The sequence below is a fragment of the Flavobacterium sp. PLA-DH12 genome (assembly GCF_059511845.1).
This window is the reverse complement of sequence record NZ_JCAMPD010000002.1, coordinates 160,995-187,358: the sequence shown is the minus strand read 5'-3', so window position 1 is coordinate 187,358 and position 26,364 is coordinate 160,995. Positions and strand designations below refer to the sequence as shown.

At 33.5% G+C, this 26,364-nt stretch carries 17 protein-coding genes; 15 read left to right on the top strand and 2 right to left on the bottom strand.

Going from position 1 to position 26,364, the window contains the following annotated elements; translation table 11 throughout:
• The first annotated feature begins 19 nt into the window (after nucleotides 1–19).
• The 15 genes from bamH (at nucleotide 20) to AC5ZCW_RS03880 (ending at nucleotide 21,128) form a co-directional block, all read left to right on the top strand.
• Nucleotides 20–1,699 carry a BamH family beta-barrel-assembly machinery protein gene (gene bamH / locus AC5ZCW_RS03950; RefSeq protein WP_496118086.1) on the top strand — a complete coding sequence of 560 codons (1,680 nt, stop codon included), beginning with the start codon at nucleotides 20–22 and terminating at the stop codon, nucleotides 1,697–1,699.
• Between the two features lie 9 nt (nucleotides 1,700–1,708).
• Nucleotides 1,709–3,559, top strand: coding sequence for a glutamine--fructose-6-phosphate transaminase (isomerizing) (gene glmS, locus AC5ZCW_RS03945; protein ID WP_496118084.1), 1,851 nt, complete (start codon nucleotides 1,709–1,711; stop codon nucleotides 3,557–3,559).
• A gap of 144 nt (nucleotides 3,560–3,703) precedes the next feature.
• Entirely contained in the window at nucleotides 3,704–4,150 is a 447-nt protein-coding gene (locus tag AC5ZCW_RS03940; RefSeq protein WP_496118082.1) for a T9SS type A sorting domain-containing protein, read from the top strand.
• Nucleotides 4,151–4,156: 6 nt separating this feature from the next.
• Nucleotides 4,157–6,493: an FG-GAP-like repeat-containing protein gene (locus tag AC5ZCW_RS03935; RefSeq protein ID WP_496118080.1), complete on the top strand. Its 2,337-nt coding sequence runs from the start codon at nucleotides 4,157–4,159 to the stop codon at nucleotides 6,491–6,493.
• 6 nt (nucleotides 6,494–6,499) lie between these two features.
• Complete coding sequence (locus AC5ZCW_RS03930; RefSeq protein ID WP_496118078.1) at nucleotides 6,500–10,456, top strand: RHS repeat domain-containing protein; 3,957 nt, start codon at nucleotides 6,500–6,502, stop codon at nucleotides 10,454–10,456.
• A gap of 11 nt (nucleotides 10,457–10,467) precedes the next feature.
• On the top strand, nucleotides 10,468–10,767 hold the full coding sequence (locus AC5ZCW_RS03925) for a hypothetical protein (protein WP_343540926.1): 300 nt from the start codon (nucleotides 10,468–10,470) through the stop codon (nucleotides 10,765–10,767).
• A gap of 37 nt (nucleotides 10,768–10,804) precedes the next feature.
• Nucleotides 10,805–10,945: a hypothetical protein gene (locus AC5ZCW_RS03920; protein ID WP_343540927.1), complete on the top strand. Its 141-nt coding sequence runs from the start codon at nucleotides 10,805–10,807 to the stop codon at nucleotides 10,943–10,945.
• Between the two features lie 92 nt (nucleotides 10,946–11,037).
• A complete protein-coding gene (locus AC5ZCW_RS03915; RefSeq protein WP_496118076.1) occupies nucleotides 11,038–11,664 on the top strand; it encodes a hypothetical protein in 627 nt (208 codons plus the stop codon).
• A 303-nt stretch (nucleotides 11,665–11,967) separates the two neighbouring features.
• Complete coding sequence (locus AC5ZCW_RS03910) at nucleotides 11,968–14,796, top strand: TonB-dependent receptor domain-containing protein (protein WP_496118074.1); 2,829 nt, start codon at nucleotides 11,968–11,970, stop codon at nucleotides 14,794–14,796.
• 84 nt (nucleotides 14,797–14,880) lie between these two features.
• Nucleotides 14,881–16,407 (top strand): SGNH/GDSL hydrolase family protein, encoded by a 1,527-nt coding sequence (locus AC5ZCW_RS03905; protein WP_496118072.1) that lies wholly within the window; start codon nucleotides 14,881–14,883, stop codon nucleotides 16,405–16,407.
• A gap of 238 nt (nucleotides 16,408–16,645) precedes the next feature.
• On the top strand, nucleotides 16,646–18,157 hold the full coding sequence (gene atpD, locus AC5ZCW_RS03900) for a F0F1 ATP synthase subunit beta (protein WP_177211683.1): 1,512 nt from the start codon (nucleotides 16,646–16,648) through the stop codon (nucleotides 18,155–18,157).
• 83 nt (nucleotides 18,158–18,240) lie between these two features.
• The gene (locus AC5ZCW_RS03895; protein ID WP_177211684.1) at nucleotides 18,241–18,522 is read left to right on the top strand and encodes a FoF1 ATP synthase subunit delta/epsilon; all 282 of its coding nucleotides are present in this window, start codon (nucleotides 18,241–18,243) and stop codon (nucleotides 18,520–18,522) included.
• 63 nt (nucleotides 18,523–18,585) lie between these two features.
• Complete coding sequence (locus AC5ZCW_RS03890) at nucleotides 18,586–19,104, top strand: hypothetical protein (RefSeq protein ID WP_496118069.1); 519 nt, start codon at nucleotides 18,586–18,588, stop codon at nucleotides 19,102–19,104.
• Nucleotides 19,105–19,275: 171 nt separating this feature from the next.
• Nucleotides 19,276–19,914, top strand: coding sequence for an NAD(P)-dependent oxidoreductase (locus AC5ZCW_RS03885; RefSeq protein ID WP_496118067.1), 639 nt, complete (start codon nucleotides 19,276–19,278; stop codon nucleotides 19,912–19,914).
• A gap of 74 nt (nucleotides 19,915–19,988) precedes the next feature.
• Entirely contained in the window at nucleotides 19,989–21,128 is a 1,140-nt protein-coding gene (locus AC5ZCW_RS03880) for an aminotransferase class I/II-fold pyridoxal phosphate-dependent enzyme (protein WP_496118065.1), read from the top strand.
• A gap of 54 nt (nucleotides 21,129–21,182) precedes the next feature.
• On the opposite strand, the gene AC5ZCW_RS03875 is transcribed toward AC5ZCW_RS03880, so the two are convergent.
• On the bottom strand, nucleotides 21,183–25,232 hold the full coding sequence (locus AC5ZCW_RS03875) for a DUF8693 domain-containing protein (protein ID WP_496118063.1): 4,050 nt from the start codon (nucleotides 25,230–25,232) through the stop codon (nucleotides 21,183–21,185).
• 407 nt (nucleotides 25,233–25,639) lie between these two features.
• Nucleotides 25,640–26,122 carry a regulatory protein RecX gene (locus AC5ZCW_RS03870; RefSeq protein WP_496118061.1) on the bottom strand — a complete coding sequence of 161 codons (483 nt, stop codon included), beginning with the start codon at nucleotides 26,120–26,122 and terminating at the stop codon, nucleotides 25,640–25,642.
• Nucleotides 26,123–26,364 lie beyond the last annotated feature (242 nt).

Genomic DNA, 26,364 nt, shown 5'->3' with positions numbered 1-26,364 from the left:
TTTAATTTTATTATTAGACATGTATAAAACTTCTTTTTTTAAGAAATCTCTTTTGGCTGTAATGGCTATTTTTCTATATTCTTGTGACAAAGATTTTAATGCTATTGGTGAAGGTTTGATTGGAGATGACCACTTTGGACTTGAATCTGAAAAATATGATGTTTTAGCTTTTAATCAAGAAGTTACGCCTATTCAGTCAAATAATATGGTGACAAATGCTTTAGGTATTTTTGATAATCCGCTTTTTGGAACTACAACAGCAAATTTTGTAACTCAGATCGGGCTTGCGTCATATTCTCCAACAATTGGTGAATCGCCAGTTATTGATAGTGTTAAAATAGAGATTCCTTACTTTAGCCATGTTCTCAGTACCGATAAAGAAGGGAATAGCACTTATGAGTTAGATTCTATTTACGGTGATAAAAATGGGAAATTTAAATTAAGTATATATGAGTCTGGAATTCAGATGAGATATAGCTATTTTAATAGCGGTAATCAGTTGCCTCAATTTTATTATACAGATCAAAACACTGAATTTTTTAATAAAAAAATAGGAGCAAGGTTAAATGATAAAGAGAATACTTTGCAAAATGATGAGTTCTTTTTTGATGCTAAAGAAATTGTAATCAAAACCACTGATCCTACTACTAAGGTGGTTACAACGGATAGGAAAAAACCTCAAATGACATTGGATCTTAATAAGCAGTTTTTTCAAGATAAGATATTGAATGCCACTGCTTCAAAACTTTCAGCAGAGGATCTTTTTCAAGAATATTTTAGAGGTTTGTATTTTAATGTAGAAAAGTCTGGAGCTAATCCAAGCAATATGGCTTTGATAAATTTTAATGATGGTAAAATTACCGTTTATTACAAGGCTAAAACAGAATCTACAACAGATGGTGATGCTACGGAGAATAAAACAATTGTTTTGAATTTGAAGGGTGCTAGCGCAACAACATCAAATACTGCCAGTTTTCTTGAAGATGTTCGAAATCCAGATTATACAAGTGCTATTACAACAAACGTAAATAAAACGGATGGAGATGAAAAACTCTATTTAAAAGGAGGTCAGGGTTCATTAGCGGTCTTAAGACTTTTTAATCCGACTGATGTGTTGAGTTATAATTCTAAAGGGGAGCCGGTAACCGGAGCAAATGGCGTTCCGGATCAGTTAGATGAAATGAGAAGCAATGCTGTAGTTAAGAATTGGAAGGTTAATGAAGCTAATCTGGTATTTACTATTGATGCTGATAAAATGGCAGGAACAGAAGAGCCAAATAGAATATTTTTATACGATTTGACAAATAATACTATTTTATTAGATTATTCTACAGATGCTTCTTCGACTTATGGAGGGTTGATTACTGTAGGGTCTGATAAAAGAGGGAAGAGTTATAAAGTTAGAATCACAGGCCATATCCGTAATCTGATTAAGGATGCAACGGCTAAAAATGTTGATTTAGGACTGGTTGTTTCTCAAAGTGCTACAACACTTACGTTTAATGCGTTAAAGGAAAAAATTCAATTGAATAAGGATAAACCAGATGAGCCTGCGAAATATTTTTCTGCAGCACCAAGAACATCAGTCATGAATCCTTTGGGGACAGTCTTATTTGGAGGGAAGAAAGGTGGTTCACCTGATTCAGAACAAGAAAAGAAAAGATTGAAACTCGAAGTATACTACACGAAACCAAATTAATAAATATATATGTGTGGAATTGTTGGATATATCGGTCATCGAGATGCCTATCCTATTGTAATAAAAGGATTAAAGCGTCTTGAGTACAGAGGATATGATAGTGCCGGCGTTATGTTGTATGACGAAGAGGCGGGCATTAAAGTTTGTAAAACCAAAGGTAAAGTTTCTGATCTTGAAGCTAAAGCCAATGAAGGTTTTACAACAAACGGAAATATTGGAATTGGACACACACGCTGGGCAACTCATGGGGTTCCTAATGATGTGAATTCGCATCCTCATCTTTCTAATTCTGGAGATTTAGCGATCATTCATAACGGAATTATTGAAAATTATGCGCCTTTGAAAGAGGAGCTTATCAAAAGAGGATATACTTTTAAATCGGATACAGATACTGAGGTTTTAGTTAATTTAATCGAAGAAGTTCAAAAGAACGAAAATCTTAAATTGGGTAAAGCTGTTCAAGTTGCATTAAACCAAGTTGTTGGCGCGTATGCAATTGCTGTTTTTGATAAAAAAAATCCAAACGAACTTGTTGCTGCAAGATTGGGAAGCCCTTTGGCAATTGGAGTTGGAGAAGGGGAGTATTTTGTTGCTTCTGATGCTTCACCATTTATTGAATATACTTCTAATGCAGTTTATTTAGAAGATGGCGAAATGGCAAATATTAGATTGCATAAACCTATTAAAATTAGAAAAATCCAAGATGACTCTTTAGTGGATCCTTATATTCAAGAACTTCAAATGAATTTGGAGCAGATTGAAAAAGGAGGGTATGATCACTTCATGCTTAAAGAAATCTATGAACAGCCAAGTGTAATTAAAGATACTTACAGAGGAAGACTTCATGCAAATGAAGGAATTGTTCAGATGGCTGGTGTTGAAGACAACTTGGAGAAATTCTTAAATGCAAAACGTATTCTGATCGTAGCTTGCGGAACTTCATGGCATGCAGGTTTAGTGGCAGAATATATCTTTGAGGAATTTACACGTATTCCTGTAGAGGTAGAATATGCTTCTGAATTTAGATACAGAAATCCAATTATCAATAAAGATGACGTAGTAATTGCTATTTCACAATCTGGTGAAACGGCAGATACTATGGCGGCTATTAAATTGGCTAAAGAAAACGGGGCATTTGTATTTGGAGTTTGTAACGTAGTGGGGTCTTCTATTTCTAGAGAAAGCCATGCGGGTGCTTATACACATGCAGGGCCAGAAATTGGAGTAGCTTCTACAAAAGCATTTACTACTCAAATTACTGTGTTAAATATGATTGCTTTACGTTTAGGAAAAGCAAAAGGGACACTGTCAAACACAGATTTCCATACGTATCTTCAAGAATTAGAAATTATTCCTGAGAAAGTTGCTGAAGCATTAGAGACTAATGATAAAGCAAAAGAAATTGCGGCTGCATTTAAAGATTCGCCAAACTGTCTTTATTTAGGTAGAGGATACAATTTCCCAGTTGCTTTAGAAGGTGCATTGAAATTAAAAGAGATTTCATATATCCATGCAGAAGGTTATCCTGCTGCTGAAATGAAGCATGGTCCAATCGCTTTAATTGACGAATTTATGCCGGTTATTGTGATTGCTCCAAAACAAGGGCATTACGATAAGATTGTAAGTAATATTCAGGAAATTAAATCTAGAAGCGGTAAAATTATTGCTGTAGTTACAAAAGGAGATACTCAAGTTCGCGAATTGGCAGATTATGTAATCGAAATTCCAGAAACTTCAGATGCATTATCGCCATTAGTTACCACAATTCCGTTGCAGTTGCTTTCTTATTACATAGCTGTAATGAGAGGTTGTAATGTTGATCAGCCTCGTAACTTAGCGAAGTCGGTGACGGTAGAATAAGATTCTATTTTAAAATATAAATATGTTAAAAAAGCGAGATTTAGGTCTCGCTTTTTTTGTGCCCAAAAGTTAAAATTAAGATAAAATTTGTAAGAATATAATTATTTTATATGTTTGTAAGAAATATTTCAAACTTTATATGCCGTGCAAAAAATTCTACTCCTTATTTTTCTTCATTGCTGCTTTTTTTCCCTTGCTCAAACCAAGCTCAATTTCAGCTACGATCAAGCAGGAAATCAAATTACGAGAACATTATGTATCAATTGTTCGGCTAAATCTGCAAAAGATATTGTAGAACCAGAAGCTTTAACTGAAAATGATTTACAAAAATTCTCTCCCGAAGATGTTATTTCCTATTACCCAAACCCTGTAAGAGAAGAACTTTATTTACAGTGGGAATTGGCACATGATAATTATGTTGCTTCTGTACAGGTTTATTCGATGGCGGGACAAGTATTGCGAGTTTTTCAGCCTAATTCCAATACTAATAATTTAAGCATCCCTTTTCAGCAATATACTACTGGGGTTTATCTGGTCTTGCTTTCTTATAGAGATGGAGGAGAAAAATCTATTAAAATCATTAAAAAGTAGTTCATAATGAAGAAGTTTTATATTAGCCTATTGTTTTTATTTGTTGGGTTATTTGGTTTTGGACAGTCTGCAGAAGTTGGTGTTACAGAAGGAGAGCTATCAGTTTCATTAAATGGTAATGCAAATTATACAGTTCCTATAAAAGTTCCACAAGGAATTAATGGTATTGAGCCTTCTGTAAGTATTACTTATAACAGTCAAAATGGACTTAATGGAAATATAGCTAGAGGCTGGGATATGTCGGGAATTTCATCTATAACACGAATTCCATCAACTAAATTTCATGATGGAGTTATTGATCCTGTCGATTTTAATGCATTAGACAGATTCGCGCTTGATGGGCAAAGGTTAATAGTGAAAAATGGAACAAATGGAGTTTATGGAGCTGATAGGACGATTTATGAGACCGAATATTTTTCAAACTTAAAAATAACGTCCTATGGAGTTTCTCCTTATGGTTCAAATTATGGTCCAGCCTATTTTTTAGTTGAGTATCCAGATGGATCAAAAGCTTATTATGGCAATTCGACAGATTCTAGATCAATTATGGAATGGTCTATTTTATATTTTGAAAACGCTCAAGGAGTTCGTGTTAATTATAGTTACATATTGCTAAATAATACTTTATATATTGATTCAATCAAGTTTGGAGCCCTTGGAAATAATTCTCAGCCTAATGAAGTAAAATTTGTTTATGAGGATAGAGGAGTCCCTGATAATATTTATGTTGGAGGAAAAAATATAATAAGAAGTAAAAGACTTAAAGCAATCAAAGTCTTTACAAATGGAATAGGTTTTAGAAATTATAGCTTAGATTATTTAAACGTTGATCGGATTAATAAAATTACAGAAACTAGTGGTGATGCTACAAAAAGTTATAATCCGACCCTTTTTGATTATAATATGGTTTCTGAGGAAATTAAATATTTAGATATAAACGCTAAAGTTGATATTGGAAATTTAAAATCTTTAAATGTTGCAGCAGTCTCTGGAGATTTTGATGCTGATGGCAAAATGGATTGTTTGGTTTATCCAACTTTGGGAGCAGAAGCTAAAACAAAGTATTGGTTATACGCAGGAATTGAATCAGGATTTAACATGGGCTTAGAACATAAGGTTGGTGCTTTTGAAGATATTTTTCCTGCTACATTTTTAAGTGAAGAAAATAAAGTTTTACCTCAAGGTTGGGTTGTTGCTAAAAAAAATGGTACTGATTATACTTTTTCAGTATATAGTATGGTTCAATATTTAGGAATCCCTAATGTCAAAAAGCAATACGATAGGACTGTTAGTTTTCCAAAATCAGGTAATTATACTTATTGTGATTCTAATTGTTATACATTAAATGGAATAGGTGCAGTTTTTCCGAAAAGAATACTTTCTGGAGATTTTAATGGAGATGGTTTAACAGATATTCTCGTTATTGATATGCCTCACATTTCAAAAGAAGAATGTGATTATGAAAGACCCTGCCATGATGGAGATTATACATCGACAAAGACTTACTTTATTGATTTAAAGAGAGATAATGCTGCAGATTTCATGAAACTTGCAGGCAATATAGTTGTGTCAAGTAAAACTAAAATAGAAATTGGTGATTTTAATGGAGATGGAAAGTCTGATATATATATATTTAACAATGGATATTTGTCTGTTTATTCACTAGATGCAAACAATAAACTTATTGTGTTGTATTCTTCGATGAATAATCCTTTTTCTACTGATTATCCAATATTAATTGGAGATTTTAACGGAGATGGAAAATCGGATATTTTATTTCCAAGAATTTATAATAAGGGGCAATGGTGGAAATATACTTCAACAGGAAGCACTTTTATAAAGGAAGAAAAAGCATATTCAGTAGATTTTAGTTCTAACAACTCGTCTTATACTTATAATTACATCGCGACAGACTACAATAATGATGGCAGAACAGACTTAGTAAAAGTATTGAATTTTACTGAAAATGCACAAGGATATGTTACTATACAGTGTTTTGGAAATACAAATGGTGATTTTGTAAATAAGCCAAACGTAAATAGTACTGGGCCAAAAGCAGATATTAATATCTATGCACTGCCTGTATATTTGCCTCAATCGTTAAATGTGTCAAACCAAATAAGGAATAAAGTTAATTCAACACTTGAAATCGCTTTTTTCAATCAAAATAGAATACATTTTTTTAATTCTGGATATGATTATAAAAAACAAAATTTAATAACCAATATAACAGATGGTAATGGAGTTCAAGAATCACTTAGTTATGTTCCATTAAATACACAGTTTGCAAATACGTATCAAAATACGCCAATTTATAAGCCTAGTAAAGAAATTGCCGTTTAACCCAATTTGGATATTCTTATTGATCCTAACCTTTACGTGGTTTCAAAACTGGAACAACAGAGTAAGGATAATTATAAAAAGAAATTATTTACTTATTATGGCGCTGTATCAAATGTAGAAGGACTTGGATTTATGGGGTTTCGTTCAGTAACACAAACAGATTGGTATAATGATAATAACCCAATGTTCTCAAATATTGTGAAAAACGATATGGATTTAAGAGGAGCAAATGTTGAGAATTATTATGCTCAGGGATTTAGAGAGCCATTGATAGAGAAAATTGGCGCTAAAACATCTAATATAATTATAAAAGGCCAAAGTGAAGATTACAATGTAACCACGTCTGATAATTTAGTTGCTACAGAAAGTATTATATTAAAGCCAAAAACAGTGATAAAAGCAGGAAGTACATTTTCTGCAAAAATAAATCCAGTAGCCAATGATTCTCCAAATACGCCTACAGATTATATAACAAAATCAGTCTTGGCTTATGAAAAAAGTCTTTTGAGCAATAAGGTTTTTAAATTGACTAATACAAGTACAAAACAATTTAATACTCTTACTAATACCAATAGTGAAGAAAATACAGAATATGATGCATACAATAATCCAGTAAAATCTACTGCTATTATAAAGGAAGGCGCTTCAACAGTGCAGACAACTGTCTCAAATGTTGCCTACTACAATAATACAGCATCATCGCCTTACATAATTGGACGACCATCAAATAAATCTGAAAGTGTCTCAATTACAGGAAGTACAATGAGCTCAGAAGAAATATATGATTATAATGCCAGCGGACTTCTTAGCCAAGTTAAAAGAAAAGGAACCAATACCAATTATATTACAGAGAATAACAATTATGACAGTTTCGGAAATATTGTAAATAAAAAAATAACAGTTGTTGGCGTGACACCTAGAGAAACAACTTATAGTTATGATGTTTCAGGCAGATTTTTGACAAAAATTATGGACTCAGAAAAGCTTTCAACACAATTTGAATACAATCCTAATGGAACCTTAAAATCTGAAACCAACCCGTTTAATCTTACTACGTCTTATACTTACGATTCATGGTTTAAAAGATTGACAGCAAAAGATGATAAATTAAATAAAACAATAAGCTATAAGTATACTAGAAATGCAGAAAATACAATTATCTCTGTTACTGCAGACGCATTGGACGGAAGCGCAGTAGAAGAAACATTTGATGATTTGGGTAGAAAAATTAAAACATCTCAAAAAGACTTAAATGGCAATTTTTCGTCTGTATCTTTTATGTATGATATTTTCGATAGAAATTATAAAACAAGCGAGCCTTATTTTGGATCGAATGCGTCTCAATGGAACGAAACTAAATTTGATATTTACAGCAGACCAGAACAAAGCAAGTCATTTACTTCAAGAACAATTACAGCTTTGTACAATGGATTGACATCAACACTTATTGACGGAAATAAAACAAAAAGCTTTACCAAAAATGCTATTGGAAATCTAATCTCGACTACAGAAACAACTGGCGGAACAATTAAATATGATTATTATGCAAACGGAAATCTAAAACAGACCGATTATAACGGAGTAAAAATAAACATTGAACAAGACGGCTGGGGACGCAAAACAAAAGTAACAGATCCATCAGCGGGTGTATATACGTATAAAAACAATGATTTTGGAGAGCTGGAAGTAGAAATCAGTAAAAACGGAGAAGTCGTGACCACGATAACTCGTGACGAAAATGGCAAGCCAATCAAAAAAACAGTTACGGGTTCTGGAACAGATACCGAAACAGTTTACGAATATAATTCGTCGACCAAACTGCTTTTTAAAACTACTTTTACAGATAAAAAACAGCCAACAGGAACCAATAAGATTATCACAACCTATACTTACGACGATGTTTTTAAAAGGCTTCTAAAAATAGAAGAGGACAAAACAGGAGTTACAAAGTTTACAACTGCATTTTCTTATGACGAGTTAGGAAGAATAAGCACCGAAACCAAAGAAGCACAATTAGGTTCTAAAAGAAGTATAGTAGTCATAAAGAGAGAATATAAAAATGGAGTATTGTATCAGATTGTTGACAATAATACCAAAAAACTGCTTTGGCAAACCAATACATTAAGCGCAAAAGGACAAATTAAAGAAAGTGTTTTAGGAAATGGCATAATAAATACCAACGAGTATGATACGAATGGTTATATAGAAAAAATTAAATACGATAAGGCAAACAATCAAGGTAATGTCTTGACATTGGATACAAAATTCGATTTTAAAACAGATAATTTAGAGAATCGTACCAATAGTATATTTAATAATTATACCGAGAAGTTTAAGTATGATGAATTGGACCGACTTGTGGAATTTACCAATACATTAGGAACTCAGGAAACACAAAATTATGAGTCTTCTGGTAAAATAAAAAACAACTCTTTAGGAACTTATGAATACGGAACTTCAACAAAACCGTATCAAAATACGTCTATTGCTCTTACGCCAGAAGCGTATGCTTATTATGCCAATAGAGAAGGCAGTTTTAAAGATGGCGCACAAAGTACAGAGAGGAAATTAGATGTTACCTACAACGCTTTTAAAAGCCCGCTCCAAATTACAGAAAGCACTATAGATAAAATAAGTTTTACTTATAATGAGAATAACCAGCGCAGTACCATGTACTACGGAAGCATGGAAGAGGAAGAGCTAAGACCTCTACGTAAACATTATGCCGCAGATGGCACCATGGAAATCAAAGAGAATATAAAAACAGGTACTGCCGAATTTATTACTTACATAGGAGGCGATGGCTATACTGCACCAGTAGCGCTAAAAAGTAATGGGGTTACTACTGCAGATTATTTATATTTACATCGCGATTATCAGGGGACTATTTTGGCTGTTACAGATGCCAATGCCAATGTGGTAGAAAAACGTTTGTTTGATGCTTGGGGGGCTATTATTAAAGTGGAAAATGGAGCAGGAACTGCGCTTGCGGGATTAACAGTTTTAGACCGCGGTTATACAGGTCATGAACATCTGCAAAGTGTAGGATTAATTAATATGAATGCCCGTTTGTACGACCCAATGTTGCACAGATTCTTACAAACAGACAATTATATACAAGATATAACCAATACTCAAAATTACAACCAGTATGGGTATGTGTATAATAACCCATTGTTATATATTGATCCAAGCGGTAATGCATCTCAAGGTGGAGACTGTAAAGGCTGTGGAATAGGTATTGGACCGGGAGACCAAACAGGAACTTCTTGGGATATTGAACAATTTGGAAAAGATTATGGAATAGACAGATGGCTTAACAAAAATTTCAATTTGAAGAATTGGGATAGATGGAGAAAAGACAAAATAAGTCTAAATAACATTTTTGGGCGTCATAAACAGCATGGCCCTCCGTCTAATAAAAGTAGGTATGCAAACATTCAAATGCCTACTCAACATAGTAGCTTAGGTTTTAATTGGACATATTTGTCTCAAGGTAAGCCAGGAGAAAGATTTATCTACACTATCGCTAACGGAATAAATACCACCGGACAATATTTTATGGGTAGGGGTGTAGGAGACTCAAGTATGCGTAATTTAGATGGTTCTGCTACTTCTACAGATCAGGCAGTAATGGGATTGGTTGATGTTTATAGTAGTATAATGGGTGCTGCTGAAGCGAAAAGTGCTTTGTCTGAAATCAGATTTGTTAAAAGTGGAAATGAACTTTTTAATTTTGGAAGAGCTGCCGGTATACATATGACAGAGCCGGCAAGAGTTGTTCCGGTTCAAATTTTAGAACAAGCTATTAAGAGTTCAAAGGGAGTAGTTGATCCAAGAGGGTCAAGAGCATTAATGCATACTGCAGAAATGTGGAGAAATGGTAAAGTATATAACCTTGAAGTTCTATACGATGAAGCAACAAATTCGATATGGCATTTTAAATATTATACAAAAAAATAATAAAACTAAATATGTACAAAAAAAATGACAAAAGGAGATTGTATTGGTTAATTAATAAATATTTATTGAATGAGATTGATGAGTCAACTTTTTGTAATGAATTTTATTACTCATATGATTTAGAAATTAATGTTAATGCCTTTACAAATAATGAAAAAATATTTTTTTCTGAACTCAATGAAGTTACAAGTAGATTTTCTCAATACGAGGAAGACCATATGATGGATTCAAAGGCCTTTTCTGATATAGATGAGTTAAAGAAAAAAATAATAGAAACTAAAATCAAATTAGAAGGAGAAGGTTTGTTTTAGCAAAAATTATATTTTTTAAATGAATAATTAAAATAATATGAATTTTAATGATTATGGCTGGCATGATTCAGTAATTAAAAAAATAGAAATAGATAGAGATGAGTTTAGGAAAATGGATTCTAATAAAAAGTTTAGGGAGTTAGTAAGACAATTAGAAAAAATAAAAATAGAAAAATGAAAATGTCTGCAATATACCGCCCGCTCCTGCACGAATCCTTTCGTGTGGCATAATGGAAATGAATCAAAGTTTAAAACATTTAATAGAAAAAAATGAAGAAAAATAGAATAATTATTAAGCTTGGTATTTTTGTGTTTTTCACAAATTTTCTCTTTTCTCAATCTAATCAATATCCAGCAAATGGAGATGTAACAATTCGTAGTTATTCTCCGAGGTTAATTTTGCAAAGAGATACAGATGAGGGTGGATTTATTTCTGGAATAGAAACTAAGCTTAAAGATGGAACTGATAATTGGTATTTTGGTGCTTTACATACTAATTCCTGGATTGTTAGTAAAGGGGATTATAAAAGTCCAAAATTGACAGTATCGAGTAATGGAAATGTTGGAATTGGTACAACAAGCCCGCAAAACAAACTGGATGTCAACGGCACTATCCACTCACAAGAAGTGAAAGTAGACATGGATAATTGGTCAGATTTTGTTTTTAAAAAAAAGTATAATTTACCAACTCTTGAAGAAGTTGAAAAACATATTGTTGAAAATGGGCATCTAGAAAATATTCCAAATGAAAATGAGGTATTACAGAATGGAATAAAGCTAGGAGAAATGAATGCGAAACTACTTCAAAAAATAGAAGAAATGACCTTATATACAATAGAGCAGAATAAGAAGATTATAGAGTTAAATAGAAGGTTGGAAAAAGTAGAGTCAAAATAAAATAAAATATAAATATGTTAAAAAAGCGAGATTTAGGTCTCGCTTTTTTTTATTGTCAAAAATTTTTTTGAGCCTATGTATTTTTATGAATTTTTCAGTTTTTTGATAAAAATTTATATGTATGCATAGTAAATTGATTTTTGTTTACGTTTTCTTTGTTTTTATTTTAATAAAATGAATTAGTAAATAGTTAAAATATTATGCAAAATCATGATAAATATCAATTTTATTTAACGTTTTTTTATGCATATTAAAATATTTGTGTATTTTGGCTATATATACTAACAAAAAAAACTAACCCTAATGAGAGTCTACTTGCTAATTATGTTGTTATTCAGCGGAATATCTTTTGCGCAGAATACAATTACAGGTTCGGTTACAGATAGTAACAAGCAATCTGTTCCTGGTGCCAATGTTGTTGTTGTAGGAGAAAACACCGGTGCTTCTACTGATTTTGACGGATCGTTTAAATTGACTACCACTGCTAAACTGCCTTTTTCTGTAAAGGTTTCTGCGGTAGGATTTGAATCTAAAACGGTAAGTGTAACAGCGGCAAATCAAAAAATAAATGTGATTTTAAAAGGTGAAGAAACAAAGCTAGATGAAATTGTAGTTTCGGCATCAAGAACGCCTGAAAGAGTTTTAGAGTCTCCTGTGACTATTGAAAGAATGGGGGTTCAAGAAATTAAAAGAACGGCTTCTCCTTCTTTTTATGATGGTTTGGAAAACATGAAGGAGGTGCAGATGAATACGAGTAGTATGTCGTTCAAGTCGATCAACACTAGAGGGTTTGCTACGGTTGCAAATACTCGTTTTATGCAGTTGGTAGATGGAATGGATAATGCTTCTCCGTTATTGAATTTTGTTTTAGGGAACATGATTGGGGTTTCAGAAATCGATGTTCAAAGTGTGGAATTGCTTCCAGGAGCTTCGTCTGCATTGTACGGAGCTAACGCTTTTAATGGAATTTTGTTTATGACTAGTAAAAGTCCGTTTACGAATCAAGGTATTTCGACTTACTTTAAATATGGTGCGACTTCACAAGAAGCGGCGGGTACAAATAGTTTTTATGATTTTGGTATTCGATTCGCTCATGCATTTAATAAATATTTTGCAGCCAAAGCAAACTTTACTTATATGCAGGCTACAGATTGGTATGCTACAAATTATGATGATAAAACAAGAGCTGGTATTGATAGGGCAAATCCAAGTTATGACGGTATAAACGTTTATGGAGATGAGGCTGCTACAAATATTAAAGGTGTTGGTCAGAAATTAGAAGCAATGGGGTTGATTCCGGTAGGAGCGTCTAATCTTTTACCGAATTCTATGGTTAGTAGAACAGGATATAATGAAATTGATTTAACAGATAACAAAGCGGCAAATACAAAGATTGATTTTTCTTTGCATGGAAGACCTTTTGGAGATGAAAGATTAGAGATTATCTGGCAGAGTAAATTTGGTACTGGAAATGCAGTTTATCAAGGTGCTAACAGGTATTACTTAAATAACTTTTTTATGCAGCAGCATAAGTTAGAGTTTAAAGGGAAAAACTTTTTTGTGAGAGGATATATGACTGGAGAAGATGGAGGTCAATCTTATGATATGATTTTTACAGGTATCAATATAAACAGAAAATGGAAAGATGATAATACTTGGTTTGGTCAATACGCAGGGGCGTTTATTCAAGGGACTTTAGCAGGTATGACACCAGAGCAGGCTCACGCAGCTGCAAGATCTACTGCTGATACAGGTCGTTTTTTACCTGGTACACAAGAGTTTAAAAATGCATTTAGTCAAGTAATAAGTGATCCAGACGTTTTAACTGGATCAAGATTGGTCGATAATTCGAAAATGTATCATTCAGATGCAAATTATAATTTTAGAGACATAATAAAATTTGCCGAAATTCAGGTTGGAGGTTCTTTTAGAGCATATGAGTTAAACTCTCACGGAAGAATCTATACCGATGCTGATAGTCAGATAAATTATAATGAATATGGTGCGTATGCACAATTAATGAAGAAATTTTTAGATGATAGATTGAAGTTCACGGGATCTCTTCGTTACGATAAGTCTAAAAATTTCGATGGTAATTATTCTCCACGTTTGTCTCTTGTGTATTCGGCTGGTGAAAAAAGAAATCACAATTTCAGAGGATCTTTCCAAACAGGTTTTAGAAACCCTACAACTCAAGATCAATATATAGGATTTAATATTGGAAATGCAGTGTTGCTTGGTTCTGCTCCTGATAACTTAACAAGATTTAATGAAACTTTTAATCTTAGTGCAGAAGGTCAGTCATATACAGGAAGTCCTACAAAAGTGATGAATGGTAATGATGCTTATGGAAACTCATACATAGCAAGTTCTGTAACTGCATTTTCTGCAATGGCAGGAAGTGATCCAGTTGCGGCGGCGGCTCTATTAAAAAAATCTAGAGCTAATTACGTAAAGCCTGAACAAGTAAAAGCTTTTGAGTTAGGGTATCGTTCTGTTTTTGAAGGAACATCAATTGATATTAATGGATACTATAATATTTACAACGACTTTATTGGTAATTTAAATGTAGTTTCTCCTTTCTATGGGACTGCTCAGGATGATCCTAATATTGCTGCAGGAACTTCTGATCCAGGCGTTCAGTCAATTAGAGCGCTTCAGAATGGTGAATATAGAACATATCAATTGTATACTAATTCAGACGTAGAAATAAATTCGTTAGGATTTGGAGTTGGGCTTTCTAGAAAAATTATTTCTGACTTTGAGCTAGGAGTAAATTATAACTATGCTCAGTTTGATTTTGATCAAGCAAAAGATCCAAGTTTTGAGCCTGGCTTTAATACACCAAAACATAGAGTGAAAATGTCAATTGGAAATGATAAGTTGTTTAAGAATTTCGGATTTAATGTTAGCGGAAGATGGAACAGTGAGTATTTATGGCAAGCTGGTTTTGCTGATGGTATGATTAAATCTGCGACTGTAATTGATGCTCAGGTTAATTATGGGATTCCAAAATTGAAATCGGTAGTAAAATTAGGTGCTGCTAATATTGGCGGTAAAGAATACTATCAAGTAATTGGGGCTGGATTAATCGGGCAGCAGTATTTTGCTTCTTGGACTATTAATCCATAATTGATTGTTAACTCTTAGTCAAATTCATTATTTATGTTTCTGAATGTCAAATTTGGAAGCAGGTAATTATAAAAAATATAAATTATGGTACAAAAATTCAAGTGGCTTTTATTGGTTTCGTTAACCTTTATGGCTTGTAATAGTGATGACGATGTAGCTCCGGTGGTAGAGTCGTCTGATGGTAAAGCTTTGACTGCTGGAAGTGCTGATTTTTCTAAATACGTTGCTTTAGGAGATTCTTTTGCTGCGGGATTTAGTGACAATGCTTTGTTTATTAAGGGTCAGGAAGGAGCTTATCCTAATATTTTGGCACAGCAATTTGCTTTAGTAGGAGGTGGTGATTTTAAAACACCTTTTGCAAATGATAATATAGGAGGGCTTTTGTTGGGAGGAAATGTTATTGCTGGGCCACGCTTATATTTTAATAACACTCCAATTCCTGTGGATGGTAAGCCAACAACTGAGGTGACAGCACATTTGTCAGGTACTTTTAATAATTTAGGAGTTCCTGGAGCAAAAAGCTTTCATTTGTTGGCTCCAGGTTATGGTAATGCAGCGGGAGTTACGGCAGGAACGGCAAATCCTTATTTTGCTCGCTTTGCATCGAGCGCTACAACTACAGTTTTGGCAGATGCTTTAAGTCAGAATCCGACTTTCTTTTCTTTATGGATTGGAGGAAATGATGAACTAGGTTATGCAACTGCTGGAGGAGATCCAACGGTGAATCCTTTAACGCCTCCTGCAACTTTTGAGGCGGCTTACAAAGGTTTGGTTGCTCAATTGGTTGCTGGCGGAAGAAAAGGGGTCATTGCGAATCTTCCAAATATTACAACTCTTCCTCATTTTCATGTGATAGCATATAATCAGTTAACGCAGGCTAATTTAAGTTCTAATGGAGTTAGTCTGGTTAATACTTTAAATGCTCAACTTTATGGGCCTTTGAGTAATGCTCTTGCTTTTTTGGGGCAGGGAAGCAGAATTAAACTTTTGTCTGCAACAGGAAATAATCCTCTGTTGATTGTAGATGAAACTTTACCAGACCTTTCGGCAAATTTAAAAGCTGTTTTGATGGGAGGAGGATTAGATGCTACTACTGCTACAGTAATGGGGCAAATTTTTGGACGAGCTAGACAAGCGCTTCCGACGGACTTAATTGTTTTAGGAGCTTCTTCTAGAATTGGACAAGTTCCAACTGTAGCTGCTGACGGAATTGCTTCGCCTTCACCTACATTATCACAATTAGGAGTTACTTTTCCTTTGCCTGATAGATATGTTTTGCTTCCTTCTGAAGTGGCAGAAATAGAAGTAGCGACTAATGCTTATAATACAGTGATCAATGCGGCTGCAGAGGCAAATGGTTTGGCAATTGTTGATGCAAAAACAATTATGGATAATTTAAACACATCGAATGGTATTACAATGAATAATTTTACATTGAAAGCGACATTTGTTACAGGAGGTATGTTTTCTTTAGATGGAGTCCATCCTTCGCCAAGAGGATACGCTTTTATTGCGAATAAATTTATTCAAGCTATAAATGCTAAATATGGTTCAAATTTAAAAGGGGTGGATATTGGTAATTATCCAGTTTTGTTTCCTTCAAAATTATAATCATATAGCTGTTTTCAATTTCAAAAAGCCGCTCATTTATATTAATGAAGCGGCTTTTTTCTTTTATTAAAAAAATGCTGTTTTTGTTGTTTTTTGGGCAAGTTTTATGAATCAAACAAAATGATGCTATTTTTTATGAAAAAAAAATTGATTTTATATTTTAAAAAATTATCTTTGCGCTCTGAAAAAAGAGGTATTTTCGATAAACCTAAATAGCTATTTAATAAATACATAAGTAATGTCAAAAGTAATAGGAAAAGTTGCTCAAATCATTGGACCAGTAGTAGACGTAGTTTTCAACGGTAAAGATGTTGAACTTCCAAAAATTTATGATTCACTAGAAGTCACTAAAAAAGACGGAACTATTTTAGTTCTAGAAGTACAATCTCATATTGGTGAAAACACTGTTCGTACCATTTCTATGGATTCAACAGATGGTTTAAGCAGAGGATATGAAGTAGTTGGAACTGGAAATCCAATCCAAATGCCAATCGGTCCAGACGTATATGGACGTTTATTTAATGTTGTTGGAGATGCAATTGACGGTTTAGGTGATTTGCCAAAAACTGGAGAAAATGGTCTGCCAATTCACAGACCTGCACCAAAATTTGAAGATTTGTCAACTTCATCTGAAGTTTTATTCACAGGTATTAAAGTAATCGATTTGATCGAGCCTTACGCAAAAGGAGGTAAAATTGGATTGTTTGGTGGTGCTGGTGTTGGTAAAACAGTATTGATTCAGGAGTTGATCAACAATATCGCAAAAGGTCACGGTGGACTTTCTGTATTCGCTGGAGTAGGTGAAAGAACACGTGAAGGAAATGACTTACTTCGTGAGATGTTAGAGTCAGGAATTATTAAATACGGTGATGATTTCATGCACTCTATGGAAAATGGAGGATGGGATTTATCTAAAGTAGATATGCCAGGAATGAGAGAGTCTAAAGCTACTTTCGTTTTCGGACAAATGAATGAGCCACCTGGAGCTCGTGCACGTGTGGCACTTTCAGGATTATCTATCGCTGAGTATTTCCGTGATGGAGCTGGATCTGACCAAGGAAAAGATGTATTGTTCTTCGTTGATAATATCTTCCGTTTTACTCAAGCAGGTTCTGAGGTATCGGCACTTTTAGGTCGTATGCCATCTGCAGTAGGTTACCAACCAACTTTGGCAACAGAGATGGGTGCTATGCAAGAGCGTATTACATCTACAAACAAAGGATCTATTACATCTGTACAAGCGGTTTACGTTCCTGCGGATGACTTAACTGACCCTGCGCCAGCTACAACTTTCGCGCACTTAGATGCTACAACTGTATTGTCTCGTAAAATCGCTGAGTTAGGTATCTATCCTGCGGTAGATCCGTTAGATTCTACTTCTAGAATCTTAACTCCACACATCTTAGGAGATGAGCACTACAACTGTGCACAAAGAGTAAAAGAGATTCTTCAAAAATACAAACAATTACAGGATATCATCGCGATCTTAGGTATGGAAGAGTTATCAGAAGATGATAAACTTGCAGTATCTAGAGCACGTCGTGTACAACGTTTCTTGTCTCAGCCGTTCCACGTAGCAGAGCAATTTACAGGTATTCCAGGTGTATTAGTTGATATTAAAGATACTATCAAAGGTTTCAACATGATCATCGATGGTGAGTTAGATCACCTTCCAGAGGCTGCTTTCAACTTGAAAGGTTCTATTCAAGATGCAATCGAAGCTGGAGAGAAAATGTTAGCTGAAGCGTAATAATATTGGTTGTTAGTTGTTAGTTGTCAGTTGTTAGAAAGCAACCATCAACCATCAACCATCAACTATTAACTAAAAAAAATATGATTTTAGAAATAGTATCACCAGAAGCGAAATTATTTTCAGGAGAGGTAACATCTGTTACTTTGCCAGGAGTTAATGGTAGTTTTCAGATTTTAAATCATCACGCCCCAATTGTTTCTATTTTAGAAGAAGGAACAATTAAAATTGCAGCTCCAAGCTTCAGTTTTTCTAAAGAGGCTGCTGATAAGTTTACGAGAGTTAATGATCAAACTTATACTTTAGAGATTAAGTCAGGAACAATCGAAATGAAAAACAATAAGATAATTGTATTAGTTGACTAAAACAATTTCAAAAATAAACTGAAAAGCCAGACAGTATTGTCTGGCTTTTTTTATTTTTGATTTATGAGGGAAAATGAAATTTCTATTTTTACTGGAAAAAGAGCTTGGTATGAGCTGTTATTGGCTTCATTTTTTTTTGGAGCTTTTATTTACATGATTGTTTTGTTTGTCTATTTTGCATTTATTGAAGTTTCGGTTAAGATAGCGATCAGAGCTTTTGCAACATTTCTTGTGTTTGGCACATACTGTTTAGTTTACGGATTTAAATTTTCTGCAACTAAAAACATGCTAATAAATTTGCAGACCAATACTTTAATTTCAAGATATATTATTGGTCCATTTTCATACGATGTGAAATTGAAAGTAACCGAATTTGAATATGTTTCTTTTTTTGAAGATAGATATGGTGAGTTTGGGACAAATCTTTGGTATGTTAAAAATAAGCATTACAAAATGTACAGTTTTGAAGATAAAGAATCAGCGTTTCAATTTTCTCTTAATCTTTCCAACAAGCTTAATATTGATTTACTTGATGCTACCGAAAAAGGAAATTTTAAATGGGTAGAAAAGGAAAAGGTATAATAAATTGAAAGCCAGATAGTATTGTCTGGCTTTTTTTATTTTATTATTTTTGAACCATCAAAATCTCTTTATAAAATATTGATCAACTGTAAAGGCTTAGGATGCCTTTACTCTTTGTTTCATCTAATGGTGGAGCATAACTTTTTATGTCAAATTTTATAAAGAATATATATGAAAAATATATCAAAAGTTGCTGTTCTTGGCGGTGGCGGAAGAACAGGAAAATATCTTGTAAACCAGTTATTAGAAAACGGGTTTAGTGTAAAACTTCTATTAAGAAATCCAGACAATTTTGCCATTCAAAATTCAAAGTTAGAAATCATTAAAGGCGATGCGATTAATGAAGAATCTATAAAGTTATTACTCAAAGATTGTCAGGCTGTAATTAGTACTATTGGTCAGAGGCCAGGGGAACCAATGGTGGCGAGTCAAGCAACAAAGAATGTTCTAAATGCTATGAATTCGTATGGAATTCGGAGGTATGTTCTTCTTGCTGGACTGAATATAGATACTCCATTCGATAAAAAAGGCCCGAAAACATTGATGGCAACCGACTGGATGAAAACTAATTTTCCTGAGATCCAGAAAGATCGCCAATTTACGTTTGATCTTTTAATGGACAGTAAGGTTGATTGGACGCAGGTTCGTGTTCCATTAATTGTATTTTCTCATGATAGTCATGAAATCTCTGTAAATCTTGAAGATTGTTTAGGAGATACCATTACAGCATTGGATATTTCGAAGTTTCTTATAAAAGAAATGTTGGAATCACATTATGTTAGACAGTCGCCTTTTATTAGCGCTATTTAAATTTATACAGACAGCGGGTTCTCTAGAATCCGCTGTTTATTTTATTCTAATAGGAATTGTCTAACTTTGTATTTATGAAACTTCCTGAAGAACTTAATCGAAGAATAAAGACTCTTAAACAGAACAGTCAGTTTAGAAAATTACCTGTGTTTAATAATCTGATTGATTTTTCTTCTAGTGATTACATTGGATTTTCTAAATCTGAAAGTATTTACAAGCATGCACATGCTTATCTATTAGAAAATGAGTTTTTTCAAAACGGTGCTACAGGTTCAAGATTGACTACAGGGAATCATTCTCTTTATCAAATTGCAGAAAATTTTATAGCGCAATTTCATGAGGCAGAATCGGCCTTAATTTTCAATTCGGGATACAATGCCAATTTGGGATTTTTTAGCGCTGTACCGCAAGAAAATGACATTGTTTTGTATGATGAATTGTGCCATGCTTCTATAAAAGATGGAATTGCGATGTCTAGTGCTAAATCGCATCATTTTATCCATAACGATTTTGAAGATTTAGAAAAGTATATTCTTAAATTTTCAGATTCTACAATTTACATCGTTACCGAAACTGTTTTCTCTATGGACGGTGATAGTCCTAATTTAGAAGAATTGATACAGCTGTCAGGAAAATACAATTGTTATTTGATTGTTGATGAAGCTCACGCTTTAGGTGTTTTTGGAGAAAAAGGAGAAGGACTGGCTCAGTATTTACAATTGCATGACAAAATTTTTGCGCGAATTGTAACTTTTGGAAAGGCTTTAGGTTGCCAAGGATCGGCAGTTTTAGGAAGTGTTGAACTTAAAGATTATCTAATCAATTTTGCTCGAAGTTTTGTATATACAACTGCTTTGCCTCCTCATGATGTAGCAATAATTTTTACGGCATATCAGCAATTAGAAATAGAAAAAGAGACTATTGAAAATCTTCGTCAGAATATCGTATTTTTCAATCAGCAGAAAAATTTATTGGGATTAAAACCAATGTTTGTTCATAGTAAATCTTCAATACATTCTGCGATTGTTCCAGGAAATGAAAAGCTTAAAAAACTGGTGCAACAACTTCAGGACAAAGGGTTCGATGTTCAGTCTATTCGTTCTCCAATTGTTGCTGAGGGTCAGGAACGCGTTCGTTTTTGCATTCATAATTATAATTCTAAGGAAGAGATTAATCAAGTCTTGGAATTGGTTAGAGATTTCGTTTTTGGTTAACGCTAAAAAAAGAGTACAAAACAAGAAACCCATCTACATGATGGGTTTTTGTTGTTAATTGAATATGATTTTCTTTGTTACTACATGATCATTTTCTAGAATTATTTTTACCAGTAAAACTTGATTGCTTGAATATAAGTTTGTTATTTCTAATTCTTTTGCCTCAATCTTATTTTTGCTGTAAAGCAATTGTCCGCCGATTGAAAAGATTTTTACTTCTTTAATGTTTTCAGATCCGCTCGCTACATTAATTACTTTTGATTTTACAGCAACGAGTATTCCATCAGTTAGATTTTCAAAATCATCTGTGCCTAATGTTTTATTTGTGTAACGCAAAACAAAACGAGTTGTATTGGTCCCGATAGCAGTTTTAAATGTATAATTTTCTTTTCGTAAATCTATTATTTTACCTAGAGCTTTATCTTCTAAATAAACTTCTTGAGTACTAAAGAATCCGTCTGCGTGATCGATTGATATTGTAAGGTTGGTTTCAATCGTGCTTTTATAGCCAAGAGAAACAATATCTGTATTTTCAAAAGGAAGTGCACGACCTTGAATCGTTAATTTTTTAGATTCACTGATGCTATAAAAATCAATGTAAGAGTTACCTCCTCTTGTCGTAGCATCATAATTATGATCTAAGCTATTGGTTGCTTCAGTTGCATATCCAACAAGCATTTGTTTGAAAGCACCTTCTGAATTGGTTAAATTTAGCCACAAACGATTTTTTTCTATTTTACTAACGTTCTCACTAGTTTTAAAGAAAGAAGTGTTATTAGCCTTAACTCTTTGTTTGTTTGTAAACAAAACAGAGTTTACTTTTGGTATAACAAAAAAACCTTGCCCCGCAGCAATGTAGCCGTTAGGAGTTTTTCCTTTGGGAGATGGCTGAGTTTCTCCCATTAATGAAAAAACAGCAAAATCTGAACTAGAATAAGTAAACGTGTTCGTTCCCTCGATTATTTTCGGTGGCGTATCGTGTGACCAGAAGTATAAAGGTCCTACATCTCCATTATCTCTAATGAATTGTTCAGCATCAATCGAAGATGGATATGGGTTTCCTAGTAGATTCAGGTTTCCAGCTACAAGCGAAATTGGTATATTTCCGTTATTTGGTGTTCCTGTAAATTTTGCAGTAAAATCTTTTGGAGTAGTAAGGTCGTATGTTTGTGGAGCTCTAATGCTGTATCCATTTCCAGCTTCCATTTTCTTTTCTCCAAAATTATCCAGTATCCATGTGTTATTTGAAGGATTCCAGTAATGGAATTTGTCATACAAAGTTTCTGGAGATAAATCATGCATTGATAGGCCAATTACAGGCGACGACCAGTATGTTACATCGTAACGAACGACATTAGTCGTTCTTTGTATTTCAAAAGCTTTTGAACTTCCTCCTGTAAACATATCTTTACTTGTTGAAGTTTGAAGCAATGATCCTCCATCTAAAATGAGTAGTTTTCCTTCGCCAAGAACATTTATATCTTCATCAACAGTCAATGTAACATCTTTTTTGACAGTTAATGTAGCCTTATCATTTATTGTGCAAGAACAAACTGTAAGGTCTGAACTTAATTCTGTATTTGCAGTTATTATTAAAGAACTGCCATTTCCATTATTTGGAACATCTATAAAAATAACAGAAGATTTTGCACCACCTGCATTTTCCTTTAAACGTATTTCTATTTCGGTTTTGCTATTTAAAGAAAAAATCCTTCCTTCTTTAACCAACACGGCGTCGTCTGTATTTCCTGTTTCATTGAAAACCTGCTCACCATCTACATAAATTTGAAGATCGTCATCATAATTTGCAACTTGTATTTGGTATTGACCGCATGCAAAACCTCTACGTTTAGAAACTACTGTGAAGTAATCATTAGGCATAGGCGCACCCTGCCAGTTGTTTGCTGCATATGGAGATTTGGCTGTTGGCCAGAATGCTGTTGAGTTTGCATTCGGATTTGGATCTACATAATAACCTGCATATCCCGTTTTTTGTAATGTTAAATCACTGCCGTTGTATCCGTAGACATTCCAAACTTTGTCTCCAAATTGTGTAGGATCACCTTTCGTTAAGCCAAAAGAAAAAGAAGTTCTAGCATCTTCTGCTACTTCGAAATAATCTATAACAAATTCATAATCTTTGTTGGCTTCAAGTTTAAACAAAGTAGAGTTAATAGAATAATTTCCTCTGCCCCATCTTTCTAAAACAATTTCACCATTAATATACAATCTGATCGCGTCATCTCCGCCGACTGCAAAATTGTAAAGACCAGTTTCAGATACCGAAGTGCGCATTCTATAACGTACCAAGAAAGAATCGATAGGTGGAGCTTCGCATGGAAAGTTTGCGGTAACACCAGTAATAGCTTCTTTTTTTACATCTCTGTCAAAAATTGCATTCTCGGTTACGGTTCCGATATAAGTCGCGACTGACGTATTAGGGATTTCATTGTAGCCAATATTAGGAACTACATTCGTCGAAGCCCATTTATATACATATCCATTCCACTTGTCAACTCCAAATATGGCAGGATCTTGGGTTGGTGCGCAAGGAGCTAATTCATCTGCTCCCATATATGGTTTAACTCTTGCTTCTTTATCAATATCATTTGTAACTTCTAGAATAGCTATACCTTGCAAATTTTTGTTAGTAGCAACATCTTGTAAGTGATAATCAGAAGTAAAAGAAGGGTTAATAATTGTAGAATTAGTATCTGAAGTGGCACTATTCCAGCCTTCCGAACCTGTGGGGCCTGGATTTGTGCCAATATATTCATTAGCGCCTATTCTGTTTGAGAAACCATTGGCGCTGTTGGTCACATAATAATTGTTGTGGCTTACTGTTCCTAAAGTACCACCAGCCTTAAAGATGCCGTATTGTATTCCAGACTGCGTGTTAACAAAAATATTATTTCTGACGTTAATGCCAGAGCCTCCAGTTATGTAAAGACAAGAAGCGCGTGTTGATTTTCCGCCAGAACTAATAATTGTATTGTAATATAAATTTGTTGTGCTTCCAGATTGGATAAAAATATTATGCCCCCTATAGTGAATATTTCCACTTTCAGAAGTTTCAGCAGGAGTGTAAACATTACTTATAATGTTGTTTGCAATAGTGTTGACTCCACTAGATTTTACCAATATACCAGCAGTTAAATAGCTGTTACTGTACCAAATGTTTTCGATATTATTGATTTTATTGCTAGAAATAGTACCAGAGCTTGTTCCTAAAAGAACAATTCCGGCACAATCATTTCCTTGATTTTCAGTGTTTTTAATTCCTGATATAGTATTGTCGGAAATTTCGTAATTTAAGGCATTAGACATATAGATTCCCCTAACTGGTTTTTCAGATTCAATATTAGTGGTATTGCCAATTTTATTTCCTTGTATTATCCAACCAGTTGGGGATAAAGTACCGTTACTGTTTCCATTAATGTTGATCCCGTCTTTTACATTAAACATTTCATTATTTATAATAGAAATGTCTGCGTTAGGAGAGCTATTTGTTTGTGTGCCAATTGAATTGTTGCCTCCGTATTGATTGCTTCCAGAATAAACTCCTGTTAAAAGTGTTAGCAGTTGATTACGAGATGAAAATTTTAATTTAGTATTCTTAATTGTAATGTTATTTGATCCAGTCGCGCCATTACTTGCAATCCATATGATAGATCTGCGAACACTGTTTATATTATCAGTATTAATTAAAGTCAGATTTTTTGTATTAGCGGTTGAGTTGCTTCCATCAATAATAACATTGCTGGCTCCGTTAAATAAAAAAATTGCTGGAAGAGCTGTATAGGTATTTATATTCTTGATAGTAATCTCAATATCTTTATCTGTATAAGGCTTAATTGTCAAAGTATTATCTTTGCTGGAATTTTTGTATTTGTTAATTATATATTGAGAAGTAATTGTTTGGTTTTGTGCAAGTAAGAATTTTACTGGACCAGCAAAGCCCTCTTCTTCTAATTTTTTGAGGGCGCTCGAAAGAGATTGAAATTCTGTTTTTAAATTTTCTGAGCTAATAATATAATCACCACTCAAACCTTGAGCAAACGTTAAAAAAGGTAACAATAAGAATAAAAGTAAAGTTTTTTTCATGCTAAATGTTTTCTATCAATTTGTTATGCGGGCATAGGACTTGTGAGTCCGCGCAAATATAGATACATCTACGAGCTTGATTTTACTAGGGTTTTTGGAACCTCGATATAATCGATGAATTGGTAAAATAGTCGATGAAGTGCATTAAAAATTTTAATGTTCGATAAGTATTCCTATAAAACCTGAGAAACAATTATAAGAATAATCTCAAATATCGGTGTTTTTTAAGACTGTTTTTTGAGATTTTAGACTAGAAAACGTCAGATTTGGTATAAATTCTTCAAAAAGAGAATAATTTATAACCAAAAGTTATCGCGGATTGTGTAGGTAATTTAAGATGTTTTAAAAGAAAAATTAAATGGATTTGAAAAATAGAAAAAGCGGCTTTTTTAAAATGTTATGATAAATTAGTTTTCTTCTAGTTCTTTAGCTTTTTCATAAACCAGATTACTTTCGTAACCTCTACGAAGCATATAGTCGCAGAACTTTTTGCGTTTTTTAAGCTGATTGGTTTCCGAAATACTATTCCAGCATCTTTCTGATAGATTTTCGAAGGTCTCAAAATATTCTTCTGCAGAAATTTCTTTTAGCGCAAGCGTAATATTTGTTGATGAAATGTTTCTTGCTTTCAGTTCGTTGGTGATTCTAATTTTTCCCCAATGTTTGATTCGGTGTTTGCCTCTCGCAAAGCTACAGGCAAAACGGGTTTCGTTTAAAAAATTCCCTTCTATAAGCTGTACGATAATGCTGTCTATCTCTTCAGAAGTCATTTTTAGGCTGTATAATTTGGCTGTTACCTCGTCATGGCAACGCTCTTGATAGGCACAAAAATGTTCTAATTTTTGTAAAGCTTCTTTGAGAGTAAAAGTGCTTTTCGTCGGCTTTTTCATGCATTTTAACGTTTAAATTGATTTGTGCTCAATTAGTTATAAAAAAATTCTAAAATTTGTTAATATATTATGAAAAGAAATAAATTATAACCTTGTGTATTAGGCTAATTTAAATATTTTTGTACGGAATTTTAACAGTTTTTATATTCTGGTAAAAGTCAAAAATTTAACATTTAGTTTCCATTAAAATACCCAAATGAACATTTTATTTTTTTGAAAATATAATGCCCATTTTTTGCTTT